General features: G+C 71.5%; 21 protein-coding genes and 1 pseudogene. 8 read left to right on the plus strand and 14 right to left on the minus strand.

The window, feature by feature from the left end:
• Nucleotides 1-80: 80 nt before the first annotated feature.
• From aroA to ABZ624_RS36645, 11 genes are all read right to left on the minus strand, one after another.
• Nucleotides 81-1,367: a 3-phosphoshikimate 1-carboxyvinyltransferase gene (aroA, locus tag ABZ624_RS36595; RefSeq protein ID WP_360098897.1), complete on the minus strand. Its 1,287-nt coding sequence runs from the start codon at nucleotides 1,365-1,367 to the stop codon at nucleotides 81-83.
• Nucleotides 1,364-2,344, minus strand: a complete 981-nt coding sequence (locus ABZ624_RS36600) for a ketoacyl-ACP synthase III (protein ID WP_360098899.1) — start codon at nucleotides 2,342-2,344, stop codon at nucleotides 1,364-1,366. The genes aroA and ABZ624_RS36600 overlap by 4 nt, the downstream gene beginning before the upstream one ends.
• A complete protein-coding gene (locus ABZ624_RS36605; protein WP_360098901.1) occupies nucleotides 2,341-3,537 on the minus strand; it encodes a hydroxymethylglutaryl-CoA synthase in 1,197 nt (398 codons plus the stop codon). The genes ABZ624_RS36600 and ABZ624_RS36605 overlap by 4 nt, the downstream gene beginning before the upstream one ends.
• Nucleotides 3,534-4,601, minus strand: coding sequence for a hydroxymethylglutaryl-CoA reductase (locus tag ABZ624_RS36610; protein ID WP_360098903.1), 1,068 nt, complete (start codon nucleotides 4,599-4,601; stop codon nucleotides 3,534-3,536). Before ABZ624_RS36610 ends, ABZ624_RS36605 begins: the two co-directional genes overlap by 4 nt.
• On the minus strand, nucleotides 4,598-5,689 hold the full coding sequence (fni, locus tag ABZ624_RS36615) for a type 2 isopentenyl-diphosphate Delta-isomerase (protein WP_360098905.1): 1,092 nt from the start codon (nucleotides 5,687-5,689) through the stop codon (nucleotides 4,598-4,600). Before fni ends, ABZ624_RS36610 begins: the two co-directional genes overlap by 4 nt.
• Entirely contained in the window at nucleotides 5,686-6,801 is a 1,116-nt protein-coding gene (locus ABZ624_RS36620) for a phosphomevalonate kinase (RefSeq protein WP_360098907.1), read from the minus strand. Before ABZ624_RS36620 ends, fni begins: the two co-directional genes overlap by 4 nt.
• A complete protein-coding gene (gene mvaD / locus ABZ624_RS36625) occupies nucleotides 6,798-7,844 on the minus strand; it encodes a diphosphomevalonate decarboxylase (protein ID WP_360098909.1) in 1,047 nt (348 codons plus the stop codon). The genes ABZ624_RS36620 and mvaD overlap by 4 nt, the downstream gene beginning before the upstream one ends.
• Nucleotides 7,834-8,841 (minus strand): mevalonate kinase, encoded by a 1,008-nt coding sequence (mvk, locus tag ABZ624_RS36630; RefSeq protein WP_360098911.1) that lies wholly within the window; start codon nucleotides 8,839-8,841, stop codon nucleotides 7,834-7,836. The genes mvaD and mvk overlap by 11 nt, the downstream gene beginning before the upstream one ends.
• 180 nt (nucleotides 8,842-9,021) lie before the next feature.
• The gene (locus ABZ624_RS36635) at nucleotides 9,022-9,921 is read right to left on the minus strand and encodes an aromatic prenyltransferase (RefSeq protein ID WP_360098913.1); all 900 of its coding nucleotides are present in this window, start codon (nucleotides 9,919-9,921) and stop codon (nucleotides 9,022-9,024) included.
• A 251-nt stretch (nucleotides 9,922-10,172) separates the two neighbouring features.
• A complete protein-coding gene (locus ABZ624_RS36640) occupies nucleotides 10,173-10,961 on the minus strand; it encodes an MATE family efflux transporter (protein ID WP_360098915.1) in 789 nt (262 codons plus the stop codon).
• A 136-nt stretch (nucleotides 10,962-11,097) separates the two neighbouring features.
• Nucleotides 11,098-12,498, minus strand: coding sequence for a M6 family metalloprotease domain-containing protein (locus ABZ624_RS36645; protein WP_360098917.1), 1,401 nt, complete (start codon nucleotides 12,496-12,498; stop codon nucleotides 11,098-11,100).
• 328 nt (nucleotides 12,499-12,826) lie between these two features.
• Here ABZ624_RS36645 and ABZ624_RS36650 point away from each other — a divergent pair, with 328 nt between their 5' ends.
• Together ABZ624_RS36650 and ABZ624_RS36655 are read left to right on the plus strand one after the other, a co-directional pair.
• Nucleotides 12,827-13,474: a helix-turn-helix domain-containing protein gene (locus ABZ624_RS36650; protein ID WP_360098919.1), complete on the plus strand. Its 648-nt coding sequence runs from the start codon at nucleotides 12,827-12,829 to the stop codon at nucleotides 13,472-13,474.
• Between the two features lie 252 nt (nucleotides 13,475-13,726).
• Entirely contained in the window at nucleotides 13,727-15,283 is a 1,557-nt protein-coding gene (locus ABZ624_RS36655) for an MFS transporter (RefSeq protein ID WP_360098921.1), read from the plus strand.
• Between the two features lie 25 nt (nucleotides 15,284-15,308).
• Here the strand turns inward: ABZ624_RS36655 and ABZ624_RS36660 are convergent, their stop codons facing one another.
• The gene (locus ABZ624_RS36660) at nucleotides 15,309-15,818 is read right to left on the minus strand and encodes a MarR family transcriptional regulator (protein WP_360098923.1); all 510 of its coding nucleotides are present in this window, start codon (nucleotides 15,816-15,818) and stop codon (nucleotides 15,309-15,311) included.
• 150 nt (nucleotides 15,819-15,968) lie between these two features.
• On the opposite strand from ABZ624_RS36660, the gene ABZ624_RS36665 reads away from it, so the two are divergent.
• Nucleotides 15,969-16,736, plus strand: coding sequence for a class III extradiol ring-cleavage dioxygenase (locus ABZ624_RS36665; RefSeq protein ID WP_360098957.1), 768 nt, complete (start codon nucleotides 15,969-15,971; stop codon nucleotides 16,734-16,736).
• Nucleotides 16,737-16,742: 6 nt separating this feature from the next.
• Here ABZ624_RS36665 and ABZ624_RS36670 read toward each other — a convergent pair.
• Nucleotides 16,743-17,033, minus strand: a pseudogene (locus ABZ624_RS36670) (GNAT family N-acetyltransferase); the annotation flags it as partial.
• Between the two features lie 214 nt (nucleotides 17,034-17,247).
• On the opposite strand from ABZ624_RS36670, the gene ABZ624_RS36675 reads away from it, so the two are divergent.
• Together ABZ624_RS36675 and ABZ624_RS36680 are read left to right on the plus strand one after the other, a co-directional pair.
• The gene (locus tag ABZ624_RS36675) at nucleotides 17,248-18,246 is read left to right on the plus strand and encodes a sigma-70 family RNA polymerase sigma factor (protein WP_360098925.1); all 999 of its coding nucleotides are present in this window, start codon (nucleotides 17,248-17,250) and stop codon (nucleotides 18,244-18,246) included.
• 1,004 nt (nucleotides 18,247-19,250) lie between these two features.
• The gene (locus ABZ624_RS36680; RefSeq protein WP_360098959.1) at nucleotides 19,251-19,910 is read left to right on the plus strand and encodes a TetR family transcriptional regulator; all 660 of its coding nucleotides are present in this window, start codon (nucleotides 19,251-19,253) and stop codon (nucleotides 19,908-19,910) included.
• Here ABZ624_RS36680 and ABZ624_RS36685 read toward each other — a convergent pair.
• A complete protein-coding gene (locus ABZ624_RS36685; RefSeq protein WP_360098927.1) occupies nucleotides 19,907-20,908 on the minus strand; it encodes a YafY family protein in 1,002 nt (333 codons plus the stop codon). The two genes, ABZ624_RS36680 and ABZ624_RS36685, sit on opposite strands and share 4 nt — an antisense overlap.
• Before the next feature lie 209 nt (nucleotides 20,909-21,117).
• Between ABZ624_RS36685 and ABZ624_RS36690 the strand changes: the two genes are divergently transcribed.
• The 3 genes from ABZ624_RS36690 (at nucleotide 21,118) to pfkB (ending at nucleotide 24,445) form a co-directional block, all read left to right on the plus strand.
• Nucleotides 21,118-22,557, plus strand: coding sequence for an MFS transporter (locus tag ABZ624_RS36690; protein WP_360098961.1), 1,440 nt, complete (start codon nucleotides 21,118-21,120; stop codon nucleotides 22,555-22,557).
• A gap of 182 nt (nucleotides 22,558-22,739) precedes the next feature.
• Nucleotides 22,740-23,501 carry a DeoR/GlpR family DNA-binding transcription regulator gene (locus ABZ624_RS36695; RefSeq protein ID WP_360098929.1) on the plus strand — a complete coding sequence of 254 codons (762 nt, stop codon included), beginning with the start codon at nucleotides 22,740-22,742 and terminating at the stop codon, nucleotides 23,499-23,501.
• A complete protein-coding gene (pfkB, locus tag ABZ624_RS36700; RefSeq protein WP_360098931.1) occupies nucleotides 23,498-24,445 on the plus strand; it encodes a 1-phosphofructokinase in 948 nt (315 codons plus the stop codon). Before ABZ624_RS36695 ends, pfkB begins: the two co-directional genes overlap by 4 nt.
• Nucleotides 24,446-24,585: the final 140 nt, after the last annotated feature.

Genomic DNA, 24,585 nt, shown 5'->3' on the forward strand with positions numbered 1-24,585 from the left:
CACGCCGGCGGGAAGACCCTCCAGCGTCGCGACAAGTGCCGGACCATGGGACTCCCCCGCGGTCAGCCAACGCAGCCTGCTCAACGGTGCTCCTCTGCCAGCCGCCCGGTGTACGGCGGGTGTTCATGGTCGGGAAACAGACGCCGTATCTCGTCGTGGAACGCCGGGAAGGTCTTCCCGACGCACGCCGGGTCGTCCAACGAGACCGCCCCCGGCACCGCGAGCCCGAGAACCGAGAACGACATCGCGATCCGGTGGTCGCGTCGGCACGCGATGCGGGTACGGCGCGGTACTCCCGGATGGATGGTGATCCAGTCCCGCCCTTCGGCCGTCTCGATGCCACAGGCCCGCAGGTTCGCCGCGACGGCGGCGACACGGTCGGACTCCTTCAGCCGTGCGTGTCCGATGCCCCGGATCGTGATGGGCGCGTCGGCGAGGGGAGCGATCGCGGCGAGGGTCATGAACGTGTCCGAGATGTCACCCATGTCCACGGTGAAACCGCCCCGCGGGCGGCCGGTGCCCGTCACGGTGGTGGCCGCCCGGTCCACGTGCACCTCCGCCCCGAGCAGCGACAGGACCTCCACGAAGCGCAGGTCGCCCTGCAGGCTGCCGGCGCCCAGACCGGGAACGGTGACCGTGCTCCCGGTGACGGCCGCCGCGGCGAAGACGTACGAGGCCGAGGACGCGTCGGGTTCGACCACGGCGTCGGTGGCGTCGTACGCCCCCGGTGCGACACGCAGGACTCCGTCCTCGCTGTCGTCGACGTCGGCCCCGAAGCGCCGCATCAGCGCCACGGTCATGTCGACGTACGGGCGGCTGACCGGGCGCGCGGTCCGGATCACCAGACCGTGCCGCATCAGGGGTGCCGCCATCAGCAGGCCGCTCAGATACTGACTGCTCAGGGAGGAGTCCACCGACAGCTCCCCGCCCGTGAGGCCACGGGCATGGATCAGCAGGGGAAGTCCGTTGCCCGGGCCGGCCTCCAGGTCGGCGCCCAGTGTGCGCAGTGCTTCGAGCAGGGGGCCCTGGGGGCGGGCCCGCAGCTGCGCCGACCCGTCGAAGAGGAAGGTGCCCTGGCCGGTCGCTGCGAACGGCGGCAGGAAACGGGCGGCCGTACCGGCGTCCGCGCACCACGGCCGGCCCGGGCCGTCCGGTCCGCGCCCGGTGCCCGTGACCTCCCAGTAGTCGTCCTCGGGAGTGCCCTGCACCGTGATCCCGCACACCCGCAGCGCCTCGCGGAACGCGATGGTGTCCTCGCTCACCAGGGGAGCGTGCACGCGGCTGGTGCCGTCGGCGGCAGCGGCGAGCAGCAGCAGCCGATTGGTCAGGCTCTTGGAGCCCGGTATCCGGGCGGTCAGGCTCTTCATCGCCACTCCACCAGCGCGAAACCGGCCGACATGCCACCGCCGAAGCCGGCCAGGAGGATCAGGTCGCCCGCGCGGAAGGCACCCGCGCGGGCGGCCGCGTCCAAGGTGATCGGGATGGAGGCGGCGCCCGTGTTGCCGTAGTGCGCCAGCGTGCGATGCATGCGGGCACGGGGCAGCGGGAGATCCGCGGCGACGGCGTCGAGCATGACGCCGTTGGCCTGGTGCGGGACGAAGTGGCTGACATCGTCGGGCACGACACCGGCCTCGTGGAGGAACTGCTTGGTCAGCTGGGGCAGCTGGTCCATGACGAAGCGGCGCACCTCCCGCCCGTCCATCGCGAAGTACTGCAGACCGGCCGCGAGGGCGGACCGGTCGCAGGGCAGTCGGCTGCCGCCGGCGGGCACCTCGATCAGACCGGCCAGTTCCCCGAACGTGTGCAGTGCGACATGCCGCACGAACGGGCCCCGGGCGGCCGGCCCCAGGACCAGCGCGCCGGCACCGTCACCGAACAGCACGACCGTCCTGCGATCGGCCGGGTCCAGGATGCGCGAGTACAGGTCGGCGCCGATGACCAGCGCATGGCCGCCACCCCTCGCGAGCACGCCCTCGGCCGCGCAGAGCGCGAACACGCTGCCGGAACACACGGCGTTGACGTCGAACGCCGCCGCGCCGACCGCACCGAGCCGATGCTGTACATAGGCGGCCGTGGGCGGCTGGGGCCGGTCCGGCGTGGAGGTCGCGACCACGATCGCGGACAGCTGACCGGCGGTGATGCCGGCCGAACGCAGCGCTTCCCGTCCCGCGGCCGCGGCCAGGTCCGAGGTGGCCTGTCCGGGCGCGGCCCAGCGCCGTTCCCGTATCGCGGTCTTGCGGCTGATCCAGGCGTCGTCGACCCCGGCCGCCGCACCGACCTCGTCATTGGAGACGACCCGGTCCGGCACATAGGCACCCGTACCGAGGATCCCGATGGTGGTCATGCGACCGTCCGCCCCTCCGGGCGCCGCTCGTAGATGCGCTTGTGACCGCGGAGCCCGGCCAGCCGGAAGGGACCGGTGGTCTGTGCCGGGGCGGGGTGGTCGCCTCCGTCGGCCGGGAACGTCCGCTCGTGCAGCTCCCGGTAGCCGGCGTAGTCCACCGGCCGGCGCCGGTCGATCGCCTCGCGGTGCGCGTCGGTCCGCAGGTGCTCCCGGTATCCGGGTACGACGGTCCCGGCGAAGAACTCGGCGACACTGCCGGACCCGTAGCTGAGGAAGCCGATGGACCGGCCGTCCAGGTCCTCCGCCTGGTCGAGCAGCGCGGCGAGGGCGAGGTACACCGACGCGGTGTAGCTGTTGCCGACGACCCTGTTGTAAGCCGTGGTCCGTCCGATGGCCCGCGCGATCTGCGCCTCGTCGGTGACGTAGCCGCAGAAGTTCAGCAGATGGCGGTGCGCCTTGTAGGCCATCTTCGTGAACGGCTGGTGGTAGCAGAAGGCGCTGAACCCGTCGAAGGACCGGCCGCCCTGCTCGACGTAGTCCTTCCAGGTGCCCTCCACCGCCTGGAGGTAGGCGGTGATGGACTCCTGCCCGTCGACCAGCGCGGTGTCCCGGTAGTTCGGACGCCAGAAGTCCATGACATCCGCGGTGAACAGGCCCGAGGGGCCCTCGATGCGCACCAGCGCGGGGTCCGCGCCGACCAGCATGGCCACCGCCGCCGCACCCTGGGTCGCCTCGCCCGGGCTGTCCAGGTCGTACTTGGAGACGTCGCTCGCGATCACGAGGACCTGCTGGGCGGGGTCGCGGTGGACGAGACCGATGGCGAACTGCAGGGCGGCCGTCGCCCCGTAGCAGGCCTGCTTCAGTTCGACGACCCGGGTGGCCGACGGCAGCCCGAGCAGCGAATGGACGTACACACCGGCCGCCTTGGCCTGGTCGATCGAGGACTCCGTCGCGAACACGACCGTCCGGATGCGGTCCGTGCCGTGCCGGGCGATGAGGGGCGCGGCGGCCGTCGCGCCCATGGTCACGATGTCCTCGTCGGCGGCGGGCACGCTCATCGACTGCTGGCCGATGCCCACGTGGTACTTGCCGATGTCGGTGCCGTTGTACTCGGCGAGCGCCGTGTGCGGCAGGACGAACTCGGTCGTCGCGAAGGACAGGTCGTGAATTCCTATGGCCGTTTCGCCGGTCATGCCTGAGCACCCACCTTTTCCGTCGTGCTGCCGCGTTCCAACTGGACGTGGGCGCGCATGAGCTCGCCCGGGTTCGTCTGTGCCGCGAGGAGGGAGAGCTCGCCACACAGCACGGTCGCCGCCGCGATGACGGCGAGCCGGCGCGCGTTCTCTCCGGGGGCGCGGTCGGCCCTGCAGCCGAGCCGGGCCAGATTGGTCTCCACGAACGGAAGGCCCTTGCCGTTGCCCACCGTGCCCACGATCAGGTTGGGCAGCGTGCAGGCGAAGTAGAGGTCGCCGTCGCGGTCCTCGGCCATGACGACGCCCTGCGATCCCTCGACGATGTTGGCCGCGTCCTGCCCCGTCGCCAGATAGAACCCGAGCAGCATGTTCGCGAAGTGGGCGTTGGCGGAGCGGATGCCACCGGCGAGCAGCGTGCCGAGCATGTTCTTGCGCAGGTTCAGCTGGGCGATCCGGGCGGCCGTCGTGTGCAGCACGCCCTCCACCACGTCACGCGGCACGAGGAGCTCCGTGACCACGTTCTTGCCGCGGCCGAGGATGCCGTTGACCGCTGTCGCCTTCTTGTCCGTGCAGTAGTTTCCCGAGATCGATCCGTAGGAGATTCCAGGGATGGTCTGCAGCAGATGCCGCAGGAGCGCGTCGGACGCCAGCGTCGCCATGTTGTGCCCGGAGGCGTCGCCGGTGGTGAACTCGAACCGGACGAACAGCAGGTTGGCGTTGATCTCGTGCCTGACACCGATCAGCTCGGCGAACCTGCTGCAGCCGCGCACCACCTCCTGCAGTTCACCCAGCCGCGCGTCGATGCTCCGTGCGGCCGTGTACGCGGTCTGCGCGTCCGTCGCCTCCACGAGCACCGACCGGGTCATCCGTTCGTCCACGAGCGTGGCGACGATGCCCCGCTCGGCCAGCATGGAGACCTTCGCCCCACGGCCCACCGAGGGCCACAGCGGCGTCTCGTAGGTGGCGAGCGGGACCTGGGTCTCGACGTCGGTGACGTTCCCCGAGATCCGCAGGGGCCCCACCCACTTCATGGGGACCCCGGCGATCGCGTGTGTCTCGGTCATCGTGTGCTTCCCGTCATCTCGGTGAGGGCGTCGATGCCGCCGGAACGCCGGGCGAACCGTCCGGTGTCGATGCCACGGTCGGCGCAGAAGTCCCGGAGAGAGCCGTGGATCAGCACGTCGCAGCGGGTCAGTTCGGCCGGGGTGCGCGCGCCGAGCATGGTCATCAGCGCGGTCAGCTGGTCGAGCCACGTCGAGATCTGCGCGATCAGCGCCGACACGCCGTCGTCCATCAGCGTGCGGAGGAATCCGCCGGACACCCCGACCCCGGACGCGCCGAGCGCCAGCGCGCGGGCCACGTCGAGCGGATTGCGGACGCCCCCGGAGGCGAGCACGGGAAGGCCGACGCCCTGCGTGTCCAGGAGACAGGCGGCAGTGGACTGGCCCCAGCCCTCGAGGAAGGCGTAGTCGGCGAGTTCCCGCCGGCCGTTCTCGATGCGGGCGAAGTCGGTGCCGCCCCGGCCGCCGAGGTCCGCCACCCGCACGCCCAGTTCCCGCAGCATCAGGACGGTCTCACGGCTGAGACCGAACCCGACCTCCTTGACGATCACGGGTACGTCGACCGCCGCCGCGATCCGCTCGATCTGCGGGACCCAGGCCGAGAAGGAGCGGTCGCCCTCCGGCATCACGGTCTCCTGCGCCGTGTTGACGTGAATCTGCAGGGCGTTGGCCTGCAGCAGGTCGACGGCCCGCTGCGCCTTCTCCACCGAGGCCGTCGCGTTGACGTTCGCCAGGACGAACCCGTCCGGGTTCTTCTGGCGCAGCACGCGGAACGTGTCGGCGCACGACGGGTCCTTGAAGTACGCGCTCATGGAACCCGACGCGATGGGCACGCCGGTCTCGTGAGCGGCGATGGCCAGGTCCCGGTTGATCTCACCGGTCTTGGTGCTGCCGCCGGTCATCGCGTTGATGTACAGCGGCACCTGCCAGGCGATCCCGGCGAAGGCCGTGGCCAGCGACACGTCCGGCCGGTCGACGCCGGCCAGGGCGTGGTGGACGAACGACACCTCGTCGAACTGGTTGCGTCCGATGTGGCCGTGCTGCTGCTCCACAGCGAGCCGGACGTGGTCGTCCTTGCGTTGAGCGATCATTCCTCGTTCCCTTCCATGGCGGCACGGATCGGCAGGGGGCGCACCCCCGCCGTGGCCCACCGTTGGTGTAGCTGAGAGACCTGCGGCGCCGCTTCGGCGTCCAGCAGCGCGATGCCGCAGTCGCCGCCCCCCGCGCCCGAGGGCTTGGCCGCGCCGCCGACGGCTTCGGCGGCGTCGCACAGTGCCGTCAGCGCGGGCGTGAAGATGCCCAGCCCGACCTCGTCGTCCAGCTGGGCCAACGCGTGCCGGGCGCGCCGGATCTGGTACAGCAGTTCCCCGCGGTCGCCTCGCTCAAGGGCGGAGACCGAGGCGCGCACACAGTCGGTGGTGGTCTGCGTGAACCTCTGGTGGGATGCGGTGCCCCGCCAGGTCCGCCGGTTCAGGTCGGACACGAGGGATGCGGTGGAGGCGGGTGTTCCGGTCCAGCCGACCTCCAGTGAGAGGCCGTTCGGCGGCGGCAGCCGGCGTACGCCGAAACCCGGCCAGGGGGCGCGCAGCGCCTCCTCGATGCCCCGGCGCCGGGCCAGGTCGAGGACCGCGGCCCGGTCGGGTGCCTGATAGGCGATCCAGCCGCCCCATGTGCTGGCGGCGAGATCACCGCCGGAGGCCTTGGTGTCGATGCCGGCCGTCGCGAGCATGGCCAGCCGGAACCGGGCGTCGGGCGACAGCCGCAGACCGCAGAAGGACGCCACGGCCGCGACGGTCGCCACCGTGACCGCGCCACTGGAACCCAGGCCGAACTTGGTGCCGTTGTCGTGCAGACGGCTGCCGATGGAGACTTCGAAAGCGGGCGCGGACAGGCCGCGTTCGGCCAGCAGCCGGCCCACCGTCTCGACGGCCGACACCACGTGTGCCAGGCCGGCGCGGGCGCGCTGCTCGTCGGTCGCGTCGTGTCCGCCGAGCCCGCCGTCCTGCCAGCGCATGCGCACCGGCCGCGCGGCGAGATCGGAGGAGATCACCACGCCGGTTCCGACGGGGGACACGGTGGCGGTGACATGCCGGTCGACCGCCACCAGGATCGCCGGGTTGCCGGGTTCCACCACCGCGTACTCGCCCGCGACGAACAGCTTGCCCGGCGCCCGCCGGACGACGGTTCCCGGGCGGGACGTCATGGCGCCTCGTCGAGCAGGTGGGCGCCCTGGCCCGGCCCGGCGATGTGCACCGAGCCCCCCGGGGCGGCAGCGCGCACCGCCCCGGCCACCTGGTGGGCGTCCGTGCGACGGCAGAGCACCTTGACGTTCGGCCCGGCGTCCATGGTCGCGTACGCCGGTACGCCGTCCCGCCTGAGCTGCAGCACGCTGTCGAGCACGGTGAGCGTGGCCGGCGACAGGTACCGCACCGCCGGACGGGCCGCCAGCATCGTCGCGTGCATACCGAGCGCGTTGCGTTCCGCGATCTCCCCGACCGCGTCGAGGTCGGCCCTCAGCAGCGCCCGCTGCATATCGGCGAGGTCGTCCTCGCTGGAGGCGGCCCATGACCGGTACAGCGGCGACGTGTCCACGGTCCGCCGCATGGCCTCACGGCTGGAGACGCTCTTGGGCCCCGCGTCGACCACCGCGACGACCAGCGCCGGGTCGAGGTCCCCGGCCGGCACCGGCTGGGCGTAGGAGCCGAGGTCCGGGTCCGGGTCGGAGTCCCGGCCGGCGTGCCAGATCGCGAAGCCGCCGAAGATCGACCGCGAAGCCGACCCGGAGCCCCGCCGGGCCAGGCGGGACAGCGCGGTGGGGTCGAGGCCGAGCCCGTACGCGGCGGACGCGGCGACGGCGAGGGCGGCGAACCCGCTGGCCGAGGACGCCAGGCCCGCCCCGGTGGGAACGGTGTTCTCGGTGTCCACGACGGCCCGGTGGGGGAGCCCGGCCCGCTCCCGCACCAGTTCGAGGAAGGCGATGATCCGGCGCCGCGCCTCGCCCTGCGCGGGCACGCCGCCGAACGTCACTTCGTCGTGCAGCGCCCCGGGAGCGAGCCGGACGCGGGTGGTCGTCGGGAAGACGTCCAGGGTCAGTGACAGGCTGTCGGTCCGCGGCAGCACGAGCCGCTCGTCGCGCTTGCCCCAGTACTTGATCAGCGCGATGTTCGGGTGCGCCACGGCCGTGGCGCAGCCCTCGGTCCCCGGCTCCCGGGTTCGGACGGCAGTGGTCGGATGTTCAGCGTGCATGGTCGGCGTGCCCCCTCAGCGGTACCTCCCAGGTCTGCACGGCGCCTGCTTGCCGCAGACCCCGGGTGACCTCTCTCGCGTGCTCGGGCCGGGTCAGTGCGATCACGCAGCCGCCCATGCCCCCACCAGTGATCTTGGCTCCGAGGCTGCCCGCCGTGAGCGCGGCCTCGACCATCGCGTCGATCCGGCCGGTACTGAGGCCGGCCGTGCGGAGCAGTTCGTGGTACGCCGTGAGCCGCGCGCCGAACTGCGCCGACTCGCCGTCGGCCAGGGCCTGCCTGGCCTCGTCGGTCAGTTCCGATGCCCGGCGCACGAATTGCTCCCGTGCCCCGGAACGCCGCTGGAACGCCGCACGCAACAGCTCGACCGCGTCCTTCGTCCTGCCCATCTCGCCGCTGTCCGCGACGATGCACAAGTCGTCGCAGCCGACGGCCAGTTCGTGGGCTTCGCCCGCCTGGAACAGCAGCGGGGTGCGGGCGCCGACGGTCAGGGCGTCCACGCCGCTGGCCCGGCCGTGCGCCACGTTCTCGGCCGTCTGCACCAGGTCGAACGCCGTCTGCGGCGATACGTCACGGTCGAAGAGATCGGCCAGCGCGAGAACGACCGCGCGCGCACACGCCGCGCTGGAACCGAGCCCCCGGCCGGCCGGGATCGCACAGTCGATGATCAGATCGAGGTGCAGTGGCTCGGTCAGACCCATGGCCGCCCGGAACTCGGCGGTCAGCCGGCGCAGACCGTCGGAGGCCTGCGTTTCCCTCGGCCGCGCCGCGGAACCGGTCGTCGTCAGGGAGACATCGCCCGTGTCGTCGCAGGAGCGGGCAGACCACCCGGCGTTTGCCGTGACGGTCAGTTGCGGAACCGGAAGGGCGAGCGCCGGGGCTCCGTAGACGACCGCGTGCTCGCCCAGCACGATGGCCTTGGCGTGGGCGCGGCCGATTCCGACCGAGCGAGCCAGGCGGCTTTCCGATATCCCCTCCGCCGAGGTCGGTAGAGTCAACGCACTCAGCCCCCATTGTCTTTTCTGCATTGAGATCGCGTCATCCAGAGTTCGTCGGACTTCACCGATTGCGCGGGTGACGGCCGTACGGCAACCGTGTCGGACACAGAAGGGCCTGCGGGGAGACACCGTGGCGTCTCCCCGCAGGCCCTTGACTTCCCAGCGCCGGCGGACGGCCTGTCAGGCGTCGACAGGCTCCAGCATCGACACCACCCGGTCGTGCCACTGGTAGTACGACTGGATCTTGTGGAACTCGCCCTTGGGCGTTGCCGAGACCCCGTAGACGAACTGCCGGCCGGTGGTGTCGTAGGGAGCCTCGTTCACGAGCCGCGCGAGGCTCGGGTCGATGTCCACGGGCAGCCCCAGCGGATCCACGGTCCTGGCGGCGTACGTGACCCGCTCGACCTTCGGGGTGTCCCAGCTCATGGTGGTGTAGACACCGAACGCCTGCTCGGAGAAGCGCAGCAACTGCTCGCTCGCCTCGGGCAGGCCGGCGTCACGGAGCAGCGACTGGATGCCCTCCGGCGCGAAGGCTTCCGCCGACGGCCGGGCGAAGTACAGGTTCACCGTGCGCTTCGCGTAGTCGATCCCCACCGTGTTCACCAGGTCGGCCAGGCCGTGCCTCGTGAAGAAGCCGAGGTTCTCCGACACGCTGCGCGGCATCGACGGAAGGTCGCCGAGCGCCGCCACCGAGTGCGGGGCGGCCGCGTCGAAGAAGGACCAGGTCTTCTTGAAACCGCCGGCGACTCCGAAGTCGAAGCCGTACCCGTTGACGGGGAACTGACGGTGGATCTGCTCCGCCAGGGTGCCGACCGGGTGGTCCGTCTTCGCGGCGAGACCGTCGGCCAGAGCGACGGCGTACGGATCGAGGTCCTTGGGAAGCATCGTCCAGCGGCAGTCGAGATCCCCGGTGCCGCGCGGGCCGGTCTGCGCCCGGAAGGAAATCACGGCCTGGGCCATCACATGCTGGTACGCGGTCAGGACAGGCCAGACCTTGGTACGTGAGCACGCTACGCCCATCACCCGAGCCGTTTCCTCGACGGCCGAGTAAAGGTCCGTCAACTCAGCGGATTCTGACATTCTTCCTCCATTTGTTGATCACGGCGTACAGACGTGGGTGCAAGGCGGAGCACAACGCGACGTCGCAGGCGGCGATGGCTGCCGATGCCGGTGACGCGCATGTCACCGGCGATGCGGGAGAATGGGGCGGCCACCTCTTGAGCCGCCGGCAGCCGGCGGTGAATGCGTACCGCGACGGCGCGTGCGGAGGGGGAAGAGGTGAAGCACCGAAGAGGGCTCGGCCGTACCCGTGCGGATCGGCGGTCGGACGCTCAACCCACAGCGCTCTGGCGGATTTTGGGCAGGCTCGTCGTGCAGAAATAGTGACACGGGGAGCGCCTCTCCACCAAGACCCCTCCAAAGTGACGCCCGTCACTCCGCGCGGTGAACGGGGCCGCCCCGGCGACCGGTTGTGCGGACGCATCAGGCGGTCTGCCGGACCGGACCGCCTGTGTGGAGCCTGTTCTCCTCGCCGGCGACGGCGCGCCGGACGCGCCACAGGCACACCGCCGCCATCGCCGCCTCGAAGGCGGAGAAGACCGTCCACACATGATGCCGACGGTCATCGGGATCCGGGTCCGGCCCATCCCGTTGAAGTACGACGACAGTGCCATGTTGAGGGTCATGACGGAGCCGTAGAGGGGGGACAGGCCCAGGAACTGCGCCTCCAGCGTCTCGATGTGCGCGGGCTGCCCGCTCAGCTGCGGCACCCGGGTCAGCAGCGGGGTGGCGGCCAGCAGCAGCGCGGAGAGCAGCAGGCCGAGGACGAACCCGTTGACGCCCTCGTCCAGCGCGCCGCGCTCGTCACCGCGGCCGTGGGCCTGCGCCACATAGGAGCGGGTGATGCCGACCGCCCCCGTGGTCACCATGATCACCGTGGTCGCGGTGAACACGGCGGGCCCGGACGCCTTGAGGGCGTCCTGCGAGTAGCGGGCCAGGCAGATCCGGTCGACCAGCATCAGGACCAGGTTGCCGACCATGCCGAACATCAGCGGCACGGAGACGCGTACGACCTCGCGCATCGCTCCCAGGTCGAGCAGCCGCGCACGGGCGGTGCTCATCGCCTGTCACCGCCGGCGGACGCGGCCGGCCGAACGGGCTGACGGTGATCTCCGATGGAATTCATTCCCCCGATCACAGCAGGGCGCGGGTGAGCCGGTCCAGGCCGCCCCCCCGCGCAGCAAGGGGTTTGATGTCCTACGCCCGCGTGACCCGCACCCGGTAGGCGCCGTCCTCCTCCTTGCCGATCACCTGGACGGTGATGCCGTGGCCGGGGTCCTTGAATGCGGTGCCGGGGGAGAAGGGGGCGTCGGAGAGTTCTGCCTGGACGTTGGGGCTGCGGGTGCAGCCGCCGCTGTGGGGGTGGCTGTCGTAGACCCGGACGGGACCGCGCCCGGTGTCGATCGTGCCGTCGACCTTGTAGATCAGCAGGCCCGGGCGGCAGACCGCCTCGTCGTTGCCGCCCTGCTCGCGCACCTCCAGCGCGTAGGAGCTGTGGCCGTCGACGGGGACCAGGACCAGCTTCCCGCCACCGGGCTTGTACAGCGGCGTCAGCCGGTACTCGGCGCTGCCCCGCGCCGCCGCGCAGCCCACCTGGGAGCTGTCCAGCCAGCCCAGCTTCCACTTGTGCCAGGCGAGCAGATCGTTGTTCGCTCCCCAGTCCTCGCTCATGATGTCCCAGTGCCCGACCGCGCCCCCGCCCTCCTGCGTGTACAGATCGGGCAGGCCGAAGGTGTGGCCGTTCTCGTGCGGCATCACCCGGTAGCCGGTGCGGCCGTAGGAACCGGAGCCGTCGTCCTGGCGGGAGTAGACGAAGGACGCGTTGGCGATGGGGACGCCGTCGGCGACCGGGGCGTCGGTGTTGCCGGCGAAGGTCACGGACAGGACGGTGTCCAGCGCGGAGGGGCCGGCGTTCGGGGTGATCAGGATGTTGAAGAGGTCGTACGAGCGGAAGTCCACGGCCGGGTCGGCCGCGTCCACGATGTCCTGCACCAGCTGCCGGTAGCCGGGATCGAAGGGCGCGCCGCGCTCGATGCCGTACTCCTTGAAGGACTTGGGCATGCGCAGCCACCCGGGGATCGGCGTTGCCGGCCGGTAGTCCAGGCGGCCGTACGACGCGGTGCGGAACCACTCCTGGGTCTGCGGGAAGAACTCGTGGAAGCGGTCCATGGCGCTGCCCTGCCCGGGCGCGTCGGAGAAGTCGACCATCAGGGTCAGGGCGTGGACCGTGCCCGTGGAGCGGGCGTAGCCGTGCGGGGTGGGCAGACCCTCGGTCATCTGTACGTCGAGACCGCCGTGGACCGTACAGGGGGCGAGGGTGGCGGAGCGGGCCATGCCGATGGCCCCTGCGGTGGTGGGCGCCGTCAGGTGTCCGGTCCCGGCCGAGGTGCTGACCGCGAGGGTCAGTGCGGTCACCGCGGCGAGGGCGGCCGCCCGGCGCGGGCGTATGCGGCTGCGTGTGCGGCCGCGGCCCGCGCGGGGGGCGCGGCCCCGCGATCCCTGCGGGTGACCCCCGCCGGGCGGGCGGCCCTGGGTGCGGCCCTGGTCGGGGAGGCGCCCGTGGGGAAGGGATATGCGGCGGGGCGGCTGCGGCTGCATGCATGGGCCCTTCGCTCCACGGCAGCCGCCGGTCTCCGGCTGCACCCTTGCGCTCACCCTGTGTCGGCGGGGTGGGGGCCGCGCGCTGGAGGAGACCGATCGTGCGAATGCCGGTCCGCAGGGGGGTGAATCCCGGCGGGCGAGGAGTGGGGCCGGCGAGTGTGGCTGTGTGGCTCAGGTCACAGGGTTCTTTTCCCTGACGGGAAATAACCGGGGAGCGTTTCCCCGTTTAGCCCTGTGTCCGAGCGAAACGGGGACTGTCTCCCCGGATCGCCCCCCTTGCCGCCGGGCCAGCACCGGCAGAGCCACCAGCACCGAGGAGTCCACCGTGCCGACCGCGACCACCCCCGCACCGCGCAAGGCGCCCCGGCCCCGCGCCGACGCCCTGCGCAACCGGGAGCGGATCGTCACCGCCGCCCGGGAGATGTTCGTCGAGCACGGCCCGGACGTGCCGCTCGACGAGATCGCCCGCCGGGCCGGCGTCGGCAACGCCACGGTGTACCGCAACTTCCCCGACCGCGAGGCCCTCGTCCGCGAGGTCGTCTGCTCCGTCATGGACCGTACGGCCGAGGCGGCCGAAGCGGCCCTCGCCGAGACCGGGGACGCCTTCGCCGCGCTGGAGCGCTTCGTGCACGCCGCCGCCGACGAGCGGATCAGCGCGCTGTGCCCGATGATCTCCGGCACGTTCGACCAGCACCACCCCGACCTGGACGCCTCCCGCGTGCGCGTCGAAGAGCTCGTCGAGGAGGTCATGGCCCGGGCCAAGGCGGCCGGACAGCTCCGGCCCGACGTCGGCGTCGGCGACCTGTTGATCGTCGCGGCCCAGCTGAGCCGGCCCCCGGCCGGCACGGACTGCCTGCGCGGCGACCGTTTCGTCCACCGCCACCTTCAGCTTTTCCTCGACGGCCTGCGGGCGCCCGCCCGCTCCGCCCTGCCGGGCGAGGCCGTGACCCTCAAGGAGCTGCGCGCGTGCTGACCGATTAGTTCGGCCGCCAGCCCCAGTCCTTCCGTCAGTCCTTCCCCCAGCCGTTCCCTCAGTCCTTCCCCCAGCCGTTCCCTCAGTCCTTCCCCCAGCCGTTCCCTCAGTCCTTCTCCCAGCCGTTCCCCCAGTCCTTCCCTCAGCCCTTCCCTCAGTCCGTCCCTACGGCAGCAGACACGGCCGCACCTTTTCCGCCACGGCCGTTCTCCTGGCATTTTCCCGTCACGAAGTCCCGAAGTGGGTACCTCCATGTCCGAAACAGCCCGCCAGGCTCCCCGCACCACCGCGCCGACCGGCTTCGCCGTACGCGCCGGCGACGCCAACCGCTGGAAGGCGCTCGTCTTCATCGCGCTCGCCCAGCTGATGGTCGTCCTCGACGCCACCATCGTGAACATCGCCCTGCCCTCCGCCCAGACCGACCTCGGCATATCCGACGGCAACCGGCAGTGGGTCGTCACGGCCTACGCCCTCGCCTTCGGCGGTCTGCTGCTGTTCGGCGGCCGTATCGCCGACAAGTGGGGCCGCAAGCGTGCCTTCGTCACCGGCCTGGCCGGCTTCGCCCTCGCCTCCGCGCTCGGCGGTGCCGCGACCACCGGCCCGATGATGTTCGGCGCCCGCGCCCTGCAGGGTGTCTTCGGCGCCCTGCTCGCCCCGGCCGCGCTGTCGCTGCTCGCCGTGATGTTCACGGACGCCAGGGAGCGCGCCAAGGCGTTCGGCATCTACGGCGCCATCGCGGGCGGCGGCGGTGCCGTCGGCCTGATCCTCGGCGGTTTCCTCACCGAGTACCTGAACTGGCGCTGGACCTTCTTCGTGAACGTCCCGTTCGCCGTCGTCGCCGCGCTCGGCGCCTGGTTCGTCATCCGCGAGCCGGAGGGCAGCCGCAACCGCAACCCGCTCGACATCCCGGGCGTCCTGCTGTCCACCCTCGGTCTGGCCGCCCTCGTCTACGGCTTCACCCGTGCCGAGTCCGACGGCTGGGGCGACGCGGTCACCGTGGCCATGTTCGTGGCGTCCGTGGTGCTGCTGCTCGCCTTCGTGATCGTCGAGTCCCGGGTCAAGGCCCCGCTGCTGCCGCTGCGCGTGGTCAGCAACCGCAACCGCGGCGGCATCTATCTCTCCCTCGGCCTCGCGATCATCGGCATGTTCGGCCTGTTCCTCTTCCTGACCTACTACCTGCAGGTCGTGAAGGGCTACTCGCCGGTCAAGACCGGCTTCGCCTTCCTGCCGATGGTGGCCGGCATGATCACCGGCTCCACCCAGATCGGCACCCGGCTGATGACCCGGATCCGGGCCCGGCTGCTGATGGGCCCCGGCTTCCTGGCCGCCGGCCTCGGCATGCTGCTGCTGACCCAGCTGAAGACCGACTCCTCGTACGGCCTGCTCCTGCTGCCCGCGATGGTGCTGCTCGGCCTCGGCATGGGCACGGCGTTCATGCCGGCGATGTCGCTGGCCACCCAGGGGGTCGAGCCCCGGGACGCCGGTGTCGCCTCCGCCATGGTCAACACCTCGCAGCAGGTGGGCGGCGCGATCGGCACCGCCCTGCTGAACACCATCGCCGCGTCCGCGAAGACGTCCTACTTCAAGGACCACATCGCCGGCGCCGCCACCAAGCCGCAGCAGCGGCTGGTCGGGCTCCAGGCCATGGTGCACGGCTACAGCACGGCGATCTGGTTCGCCGTCGGCATCCTGGGCCTGGCCGCCCTGATCGCCTTCACCTTCGTCAACGCCGGCCGCCCGGACACCACCGAGGTGATCTCCGGCGAGGGCGCGGAGGACGAGGCGCCGGTACCGGTGCTGGCCCACTGACCGGTCCTGCGGTGAGTCAGGTGAATCAGCGGAGCCAGGGCAGGTCCGCACCCGCTTCATCGGGCTGGAGGCCCTCGGCGATGATCTCCATGATCTCGCCGAGGGCCTTCTGCTGCTCGGGGCTGAGCCGGTCGAACATCGCCTGCCGTACGGCGGCCACATGGCCGGGCGCGGTGCGCTTCAGCACCTCGGCACCCTCGTCGGTGAGCACCGCGAACTGGCCGCGCTTGTCCGAGGGGCAGTCCTCGCGGCGCACCCAGCCGTTCTTCTCCAGCCGCGCGATCGCGTGCGACAGCCGGGAGCGGGTGATCTTCACCTGCATCGCCAGCTCCGTCATCCGCAGCCGGCGGCGCGGGGCCTCGGCGAGGCCGACGAGAAGGGCGTAGTAGATGTGCGGCATTCCCGCGTCGCGCTGCAGCTGCCGGTCGAGGTGGTCCTCCAGCAGGGTGGTGGCGTGCAGGTAGGCGCGCCAGAGGCGCTGTTCCTCGTCGGTGAGCCAGCGGGGCTGTGCGGCGGAGTCGGATGCCGTGTTCATGGGTCCCACTGTACGAGTCGACTCCTTGAAACTTTAAACAAGCCGGGCGTACGGTGTGGAGTGGAACTTGAGAGTTAAAGCAGTCAGCGCATCGGAGCTTTAGTCATGTCCACCACCGCACGGCAGAAGCCGGCCACCGGGCCGCAGCGCATGCCCGCCCTGTACCTCGGCCACGGCGCCCCGCCACTCGCCGACGACCCCGTCTGGCCCGGTCAGCTCGCCGCCTGGTCCGCGGACCTGCCCCGCCCCAAGGCGATCCTCATGGTCTCCGCCCACTGGGAGGAGGCCCCCCTCGCGCTCGGCGCGGTGCGGACCGTCCCCCTCGTCCACGACTTCTGGGGCTTCCCCGAGCACTACTACCGGGTGCGCTACGCCGCCCCCGGCGCCCCCGAACTGGCCGAATCCGTCCGCAAGCTGCTGCGCGCCCCCGGCACCCCCGTCCAGGACATCCCCGACCGCGGCCTCGACCACGGCGCCTACGTCCCCCTCGTCGAGATGTTCCCGGCCGCCGACATCCCCGTCCTGCAGATCTCCATGCCCACCCTCGACCCGGCCCGCCTGATGGACATCGGCCGCAAGCTCGCCCCCCTGCGCGACGAGGGCGTGCTGATCGTCGGCTCCGGCTTCTTCACCCACAACCTCGCCGCCCTGCGGCACACCGGCGGCGGCGTGCCGAGCTGGTCCTCGGAGTTCGACGACTGGGGCCGCCGCGCCCTGGAGGAACGCGACTGGGACGCCCTGCTGGACTTCCTCGACAAGGCGCCGGCCGGCCGCTACGCCCACCCGCGCACCGAACACTTCGCCCCACTGTTCGTCACCATGGGTGCCGCCGGGGCGGGCGGGGAGCCGGATGCGCAGAGGTCCGTGATCGACGGCTTCTGGATGGGGATGGCGAAGCGGTCGGTGCAGTTCGGCTGAGCTGCAGACCTCGATGGATGTGACATGTGCGGGCTTCGGGCGGTAAGGGTTGGATGTGGCGTGCCCAGGAATTCGCTGTGAGTCGCCCTCCGGTGCCGTTTCCGTGGCAACCATCAGGCGGTGCGGGCCGTCTTCCGGGTGGGGGAGCAGCCAAGGGCGGCGCTCTTCCGGAGTGAAGATCGCGGTATCGACTGTGATGGCCGTCTCACGTAGTGAGTGGTGGCAGATCGCCGTGAGGGCGTTGGGGTTCCCCGCGACTCCCGGTCTGACCTGCACCTCTGTACGTTTCGTGAGCATCTCGCCTCGCAGTGTGGCGGAGCAGGGTACTGCATGATCAGAAAAATTGGGGGGCGGGTTGGGAATTCTGTCCGGATTCCAGTCGTTGTTTCCCACGGATGCAGGGCACCCGGAGAGAGTCGCAGAGGACTCGCTAGGAGTCCCGGAGACGGTCCCCGCCAGTGCCGAGCGTTCGCAGGACCACCCGCCAGCCCACCATCGCAAGGGAGCACGCATGGCAACCCGTGCCGTCGCCCGTCGTCAGTCCGCCACCGGCGAGACGGCCGACTCGGCAAGCAGTGTTCGCGCTCATGGCGGCGAGATCGCGGACCGCGACCTGGTCGGCATGTACCTCGACGAGATCGCGCGTACGCCGCTGCTCGACGCCGCAAAGGAGGTCGAGCTCTCCCAGACCATCGAGGCGGGTGTCTTCGCGCAGCAGATCCTCGACGGTGAGGAGGAGTCTGCTTCGGACGCCTCCCGCGAGGAGCTCCAGGCGCTGGTCGCCGCTGGTGAGCGGGCGAAGGACATCTTCATCCGTTCCAACCTCCGCCTGGTCGTGGCGGTCGCCCGGCGTTACCCGCGCAGTGGCCTGCCCCTGCTCGACCTGATCCAGGAGGGCAACGCCGGCCTGGTGCGCGCGGTCGAGAAGTTCGACTACCGCAAGGGCTTCAAGTTCTCGACGTACGCCACCTGGTGGATCCGCCAGGCGATCACCCGCTCCATCGCCGACCAGTCCCGCACCATCCGGCTCCCCGTCCACCTCGTGGAGGAGCTGGGCCGCATCCGCCGCGTACAGCGCGAGTTCAACCGTGAGAACGGCCGCGACCCGGAGCCCGCGGAGATCGCCGCGGAGCTGGGCGCCACACCGGAGCGCGTCATCGACGTCCTCGACTGGGCCCGCGACCCGGTCTCGCTGAACATGCCGGTGGACGACGAGGGCGAGACCCAGTTCGGCGACCTGCTGGAGGACACGTCGGCGGTCAGCCCCGAGCAGTCCGTCCTCACCCTCCTGCGCAGCGAGGAACTGGACGACCTGATCGGCCGCCTGGACCAGCGCACGGCCTCCATCATCAAGATGCGGTACGGCATCGAGGACGGCCGCGAGCGCACCCTGACCGAGGTCGGCAAGGAGCACGGCCTGACCCGCGAGCGCATCCGCCAGATCGAGAAGCACGCCCTCCTCGAACTGAAGAAGCTGGCCCGCGACACCGGGTTCGACGCGGCGGCGTAAGGGGCTTCCGGGGGATGGATGCGGTTGCGGGGGCTGCGGTTGCCAGGACGTTGCGGCTGTGGGGGCCTGCGACTGTCGGCGCCGGCGTCCCCGTGCGGGGTGGTGCGCGGGGCTGCGGGGTGGCGGGGTGGCGGGGCGGTACGCGTGGGCGTGCGTGCCCCGGGGCGGGAGCATGGAGTGCCCGGCAGCCCATGGGTGTGCCGGTGGGCGGCCGGTACGCGGAGACGTGTGGTGCCTTGGGGGCGTACGGTGCCCCGGAACGCGCACGCCGGTGGCGAAAGACGGCGCAAACATGGCGTGGTCCCATCGCTTCAACTCCCTGGCCCGCGGGAACAACCCTTCCGGGCCCAGCAGCAACCGGCCCCGGAACCGCACTCCCCACACCCCGCACAGACCGGTCGACCCCACGCGCCCGCCGCCACCACAGAGCCAGGTCCCGACGCAATCCCCCCCCGGCGCCGGGACCTTCCCGAGCCGGGCTTCGGCACCCATCCCCCCTGGGCGCCGAAGCCCGGCTTCATCCGTGTCCGCAGGCAGGCCTCCCGGCCCCCAACTCTGATACGCCGTAGTCCCGTTACTGACCCCGGCAGCCCCGCCTGCTTCTCACCTCGCCCGAGGGGAATCCCGGCCAACCGCTCGGTTCGCCCGGACGTTCCCGGGAGGACAAGGGCCGCGACGACGGAATCCGCTTCCGGCGCCGGGCCGAGGTGGCGGAGCGGGAGGCGTCGTCGGGCGAGTGAGAGAGGGGCCGTGCACGAACGAGTGAGGGAGCGGCCGGGCACGAACGAGTGAGAGGGGGCCGTGCGCGAACGGTGTCGCAGCAGTGGCGCATCCTGGAATGACGGCCCACCCCGTACCTGAACCCCGGGGTGGACCGCCGGATGGCAGATTCTGCCACATGGGCATAGCCTGCCGGGGTGAGCACCACCCCCAGCGCCGCCCACCAGCTGTTTTCCGCCTCACCGCCGGTCTCGCTCACCGAACGCCGGAAGGCCGAGACCCGGATGGAGATCGCCCGCGCGGCAGCGGCCCTGTTCGTCCGCCAGGGCCTGCGGGCCACCCGCGCCGAGGACATCGCGCAGGCGGCGGGCATCGCACCGCGCACGTTCTACCGCTACTTCGCCACCAAGGAGGAAGCGGTCGCCCCCCTCTATGCCGCGGGCGCCCAGCGCTGGTCGGAAGCGGTCCGCTCGGCCCCGGCGCACCTGACCGTCCCCGAGGCCCTGGAACACGCCGTCCACCGCACCCTCACCCCCGGTAGGGGCATCTCGGCGGCGTCCTGGGAATGGGTCCGCACCCTGATCCGCCTGGCCGGCGACAGCCCCGCCCTGCGCAAGGTCTGGGCCGAGGTGTGCCAGGCATCGGAACAGGCCCTGGCCGAGATCCTGGCGGCCCGCATCACACCAACGGCCCTCCGCGCCGGCCCCACGGCGCCCGTACCGGACACCCCCGACCTCCGCTTCGCCGCTGCCGTGGCCGGCGCCGCCGTCCGCGTGGCAGTGGAGTCCTGGGCCGCCGCATCCTCCCCACCCGCCGGCCCGGACGGCCCCGCAGCCCTGGCCCTGCGCAACCTCGTTTCCCTGCGGGGCTTCGAGTGGACCACCGGGCAAGGCGAGACCGTCACCGAGGGGCCTGAAACCAGGCACAAGCAGGCTGTTCCCTAGGCCCCCTCCCAAGCCTCCCCAGCCTCCGCAGCACCGCCCGCGCCCGCCCGGCTCAGCCGACCACCCAACTCCCGCACACACGCCACCAGTTCAGCAGGCTCCCGTGCGGTGAACTCGTACCCCGCCATCACCAGCCGCACCGCCAGCCACTCCACGGAATCACCGGAGGTGCCCCGCAGGACACAGCCCCCCTCGCCGTCGTCCTGCAACGCCCCGAGCCACACCGGCAGCCGCGCGGCGACCTGTTCCGCCGGCGCGGCGAACCGCACCGCGAACGGATACGTCTCCTGCCGCCGCCGCATGGACTGCCGCAGGTATTCGGCGGCGTTCCCCGTCGGCAGTTCCCGCGGCGCGAACCGGGCTCCGGTCGCGAACGGCTCGCTCACCCGGTCCACCCGGAAGGTCCGCCAGTCGGCGCGGTCGAGGTCGTAGGCGACGAGGTACCACCGCAGCCCCGTCGACACCAGCCGGTGCGGCTCGGTCAGCCGCCGCGACTCGCCGCCGTCCCTGTCGCGGTAGATGAACCGCAGCCGCTCGTGCCCCGCCACCGTCGAGGCCATCACGGTCAGCGTCTCCGGCGCGATGCTCGGTCCGTCCCCGCTGGTCAGCGATGTGGTCGCCGCCTGCAGCGTGGACACCCTGTGGCGCAGCCGGGCCGGCAGCACCTGCTCCAGCTTGGCCAGCGCCCGCACGGACGCCTCGTCCACGCCCTCCACGGCGTGCCCGGCACCGGCCCGCAGACCCACCGCGATCGCCACCGCCTCCTCGTCGTCCAGCACCAGCGGTGGCATCGCCTTGCCCGCGACCAGCCGGTACCCGCCATCCGCGCCCTTCGTGGCCTGCACCGGATAGCCCAGCTCCCGCAACCGGTCGATGTCCCGCCGCACGGTACGACGCGACACCCCCAGCCGCCCGGCCAGCTCCCCACCGGGCCACTCGCGGGGTGTCTGGAGGAGCGAGAGGAGCTGCAGCAGTCGTGCCGGCGTGTCCGTGGTCATGAGTGCGAGGATGCCGTAGATCTAGGACATGATCTGACCTAATGGGGCCGTACCTTCTTTCCATGCCCGACAACGACCGGAACACCCTGAAGGGGCGCGGGGAACTGCGCGACGAACCACGACGGACGGACAACCGGCCCACCACATCCGCCCGCACGGCGCTCCCCGCCGTAACCGACAGAACCCGCTGGCTCGCCCTCGCGATCGTCATGACCGCCGCCTTCATGGACCTGGTCGACGTCACGATCGTCAACATCGCCATCCCGTCGATCCGGCGGAGCGCACACGCCTCGGTCAGCCAGATCCAGTGGATAACCGCCGGCTATGCCCTGGCCTTCGCAGCCGGTCTCATCACCGGCGGCCGTCTCGGCGACATCCACGGCCGCAAGCGGCTGTTCCTGATCGGTATCGGCGGCTTCACTCTCGCCTCCGCCCTGTGCGGCTTCGCCGCCAACCCGGAGATGCTGGTCGCCTCCCGCATCCTGCAGGGCGGCATGGCGGCCATGATGGTGCCGCAGGTGCTGTCGATCGTGCACACCACCTTCCCGGCCCACGAACGCGGCAAGGTGTTCGGCCTGTTCGGCGCGATCGTCGGCCTGGGCGCGGTCTCCGGTCCGCTGCTCGGCGCCCTGCTGACCGAGTGGAACCTCTTCGGCCTCGAATGGCGGCCCATCTTCCTCATCAACCTCCCCGTCGGTGTCATGGCCTGGCTGCTGGGCCGTCGCTTCATCACCGAGTCGAAGGCCCCCAAGGCGCTGAAGCTGGACCTCGTCGGTGTCGCCCTGGTCTCGCTGAGCCTGCTGATGCTGCTCTACCCGCTCACGCGCGGCCGGGAGCTGGGCTGGCCGCTGTGGGGGTACGCCTGCATGGCCGGCGCGCTCGTCGTCTTCGCGGTGCTGGTGTCGTACGAAAAACGGAAGGCGGCCAGGGACGGTTCCCCGCTCGTCGAACTGTCCCTCTTCCGGGTGAAGAGCTTCGCCGCGGGCATCGCCGTGCAGACCGTCTTCGGTGTCGCGCTCGGCATCTTCTTCCTGGTCTGGACGCTGTACATGCAGATCGGCCTGGGCTGGAGCCCGCTGCGGGCCGGGCTGACCGGCGTGCCGTTCTCCCTCGCGGTGTCCACGGCGGCCGGCCTGTCGGTGCAGCAGCTGGTGCCCAGGTTCGGGCGGAAGGTGCTCCAGGCGGGCGCGCTGGTGATGGGCGCCGGCGTCCTGCTGTATCTGTGGGAGGCGCACCGGTACGGCCTGTCCATCGCCTCCTGGCAGATGGCCCTGCCGCTGGTCGTGATGGGCGCCGGGATGGGCCTGATCGTCGCCCCGCTGACCGACGCGGTGCTCTCGGAGGTTCCGCGTGAGCACGCCGGTTCCGCGTCCGGCCTGATCAACACGGTGCAGCAGATGGGCAACGCGCTCGGCCTCGGGCTCGTGTCCGTCGTGTTCTTCGGCGAGATCGGCGACCGGCTGGCCCCGGCCCAGGTCGGTCCCGCCTTCGTGCACGCCTTCCAGCACGCGCTGTGGTGGGTCGCGGCGATCATGGGCGTGATCTTCCTGCTGATGACCGCCCTGCCGAAGCGGCCCGCACAGCAGGCGGAGGAGGCGCCGGAAGCGGAGGCACCCGTCCTGGACAAGGAACCCGAGCTGGTGCCCTGAGCGGGTACGACGGGGGCCCGGCACCGACCAGGTGCCGGGCCCCCGTCGCACCCGCGTGTCTGTTCATGCCCGATTGAAATCCGAACCTGTTTACTTTCCGGAAAAGCGGGCGTAGCCTCGGCTTGGAACCACACGTTCGGGCATTGTCCGGAAGTGATCGGACATCAGGCGGAGCCAGCGACATGTACGGAGCGGAACGGCAGCAGGAGATCCTCCGGCTCGCACGCGAGGGCGGCCGGGTGGACGTGCTGTCGCTCGCCGAGGAGTTCCAGGTCACCGCAGAAACGATCCGTCGCGATCTGAAGGCCCTCGATCGTGCCGGCCTCGTCCGCCGGGTGCACGGCGGAGCCATCCCGGTCGGCCGCCTCGACTTCGAACCGGACCTCACCGAGCGTGAGTCCACCGCCGCCGGCGAGAAGGACCGCATCGCCAAGGCCGCCCTCGCGGAACTCCCCACCGAGGGCACGCTGATCCTCGACGCCGGTACGACCGTCGCCCGGGTCGCCGCCGCGCTTCCGCTGGAATCCTCCCTGACCGTCGTCACGCACAGCCTGCCCATCGCCGCCCGCCTCGCCGACCACCCGGGCATCCAGCTCCACCTGGTCGGAGGGCGCGTACGACACCGCACACGCGCCGCCGTGGACGCCTGGGCGCTCCGCGCGTACGGCGAGATCCGCGCCGACGTGCTGCTCGTGGCGGCGAACGGCTTCTCCGCCGAGCACGGTCTGACCACCCCGGACCTCGCCGAGGCCGCGGTCAAGCGGGCCGCGGTCGCCGCCGCCCGCCGCGTGGTGCTGCTGGCCGACTCCGCCAAGCACGGCCAGGAGCACTTCGCCCGCTTCGGCGACCTGAGCGACGTGGACCTGCTGATCACCGACAGCGGGCTGAGCCCCGAAGACGCCGCCGCCATCGAGCGCGGCGGCACGGAAGTAGTGCGCGCATGATCCTCACCGTCACCCCCAACCCGTCCCTCGACCGCACCTACGAGGTCCAGGCGCTCAAGCGCGGCGAAGTCATCCGCGCCGAGACCGAGCGCATGGACCCGGGCGGCAAGGGCGTGAACGTCTCGCGCGCCGTCACGGCCGCCGGACGGCGCACGGTCGCCGTCCTGCCCCTGGGTGGTGCGCCGGGGGCGCTCGTCGCCGACCTGCTCGACGCGCAGGGCATCGAGGTCGCGCCCGTCCCGATCACCGGAGCCACCCGCTCCAACATCGCGCTCGCCGAGGCGGACGGCGTGCTGACGAAGATCAACGCCCCCGGCCCCGAACTGTCCCCGGCCGAACAGGAACTCCTTCTGGACACCGTCCGCGAGCAGTCACGGGACGCCGACTGGATCGCGTGCTGCGGCAGCCTGCCCCGGGGGCTCGCGCCCGCGTGGTACGCCGATGTCGTCACGCGGGCGCACGCCGAGGGCGCACGCATCGCGCTGGACACCTCGGGGCATGCGCTGCTGGAGGCGCTGCGCGCGCGGCCTGACGTGGTGAAGCCCAACGCCGAAGAGCTCGCGGAAGCCGTCGGGCGCCCCCTGGCCACCGTGGGCGACGCGCTGAAGGCGGCCGAGGAGGTGCGCGGCATGGGCGCACGCGCCGTCCTCGCGAGCCTCGGCGCCGACGGGCAGCTCCTCGTGGAGGACGCGGGCGCCTGGTTCGCCGCCGCGCGCGTGGACACCGTCCGCAGCAACGTCGGCGCCGGCGACTCCTCCCTCGCCGGCTTCCTGATCGCCGGCGGCACCGGCCCCGAGGCCCTCGCCTCCGCCGTCGCCCACGGCGCCGCCGCGGTCCAGCTCCCCGGCAGCGTCATGCCGACCCCCGACGACCTGGACCCGGCCGCGGTGACCGTCACGGCCGAGATCCCCCTCGACCGCGAACTGACGGAGCCGGTGTCATGAACGCCCTGACCCGCCGTCGTACGACCACTCCGGCCCGGCCCCGGCGAGACTCCCCGTTACTCACCAAAGCCACCCTCCGCACCGCCTCCCCCACAGCATCCCCGTCCCCACCTCCTCCGCCCACCCCTCCCCGGGCGATA

The sequence above is a fragment of the Streptomyces sp. NPDC007205 genome (genome assembly GCF_040634095.1).
Classification (GTDB): Bacteria; Actinomycetota; Actinomycetes; order Streptomycetales; family Streptomycetaceae; genus Streptomyces.

What these genes read in the sequence shown, in the direction of transcription:
- ABZ624_RS36635 (WP_360098913.1), bottom strand. Translation starts at nt 9,921, where the DNA reads ATGTCAGAATCCGCTGAGTTGACGGACCTTTACTCGGCCGTCGAGGAA.
- pfkB (WP_360098931.1), top strand. Translation starts at nt 23,498, where the DNA reads ATGATCCTCACCGTCACCCCCAACCCGTCCCTCGACCGCACCTACGAG.
- ABZ624_RS36600 (WP_360098899.1), bottom strand. Translation starts at nt 2,344, where the DNA reads ATGACCACCATCGGGATCCTCGGTACGGGTGCCTATGTGCCGGACCGG.
- ABZ624_RS36665 (WP_360098957.1), top strand. Translation starts at nt 15,969, where the DNA reads ATGCCCGCCCTGTACCTCGGCCACGGCGCCCCGCCACTCGCCGACGAC.
- fni (WP_360098905.1), bottom strand. Translation starts at nt 5,689, where the DNA reads ATGATCGCTCAACGCAAGGACGACCACGTCCGGCTCGCTGTGGAGCAG.
- ABZ624_RS36680 (WP_360098959.1), top strand. Translation starts at nt 19,251, where the DNA reads ATGGAGATCGCCCGCGCGGCAGCGGCCCTGTTCGTCCGCCAGGGCCTG.
- ABZ624_RS36675 (WP_360098925.1), top strand. Translation starts at nt 17,248, where the DNA reads ATGGCAACCCGTGCCGTCGCCCGTCGTCAGTCCGCCACCGGCGAGACG.
- ABZ624_RS36645 (WP_360098917.1), bottom strand. Translation starts at nt 12,498, where the DNA reads ATGCAGCCGCAGCCGCCCCGCCGCATATCCCTTCCCCACGGGCGCCTC.
- ABZ624_RS36640 (WP_360098915.1), bottom strand. Translation starts at nt 10,961, where the DNA reads ATGAGCACCGCCCGTGCGCGGCTGCTCGACCTGGGAGCGATGCGCGAG.
- ABZ624_RS36695 (WP_360098929.1), top strand. Translation starts at nt 22,740, where the DNA reads ATGTACGGAGCGGAACGGCAGCAGGAGATCCTCCGGCTCGCACGCGAG.
- aroA (WP_360098897.1), bottom strand. Translation starts at nt 1,367, where the DNA reads ATGAAGAGCCTGACCGCCCGGATACCGGGCTCCAAGAGCCTGACCAAT.
- ABZ624_RS36605 (WP_360098901.1), bottom strand. Translation starts at nt 3,537, where the DNA reads ATGACCGGCGAAACGGCCATAGGAATTCACGACCTGTCCTTCGCGACG.
- ABZ624_RS36655 (WP_360098921.1), top strand. Translation starts at nt 13,727, where the DNA reads ATGTCCGAAACAGCCCGCCAGGCTCCCCGCACCACCGCGCCGACCGGC.
- ABZ624_RS36610 (WP_360098903.1), bottom strand. Translation starts at nt 4,601, where the DNA reads ATGACCGAGACACACGCGATCGCCGGGGTCCCCATGAAGTGGGTGGGG.
- mvaD (WP_360098909.1), bottom strand. Translation starts at nt 7,844, where the DNA reads ATGCACGCTGAACATCCGACCACTGCCGTCCGAACCCGGGAGCCGGGG.
- ABZ624_RS36660 (WP_360098923.1), bottom strand. Translation starts at nt 15,818, where the DNA reads ATGAACACGGCATCCGACTCCGCCGCACAGCCCCGCTGGCTCACCGAC.
- ABZ624_RS36620 (WP_360098907.1), bottom strand. Translation starts at nt 6,801, where the DNA reads ATGACGTCCCGCCCGGGAACCGTCGTCCGGCGGGCGCCGGGCAAGCTG.
- ABZ624_RS36690 (WP_360098961.1), top strand. Translation starts at nt 21,118, where the DNA reads ATGACCGCCGCCTTCATGGACCTGGTCGACGTCACGATCGTCAACATC.
- ABZ624_RS36685 (WP_360098927.1), bottom strand. Translation starts at nt 20,908, where the DNA reads ATGACCACGGACACGCCGGCACGACTGCTGCAGCTCCTCTCGCTCCTC.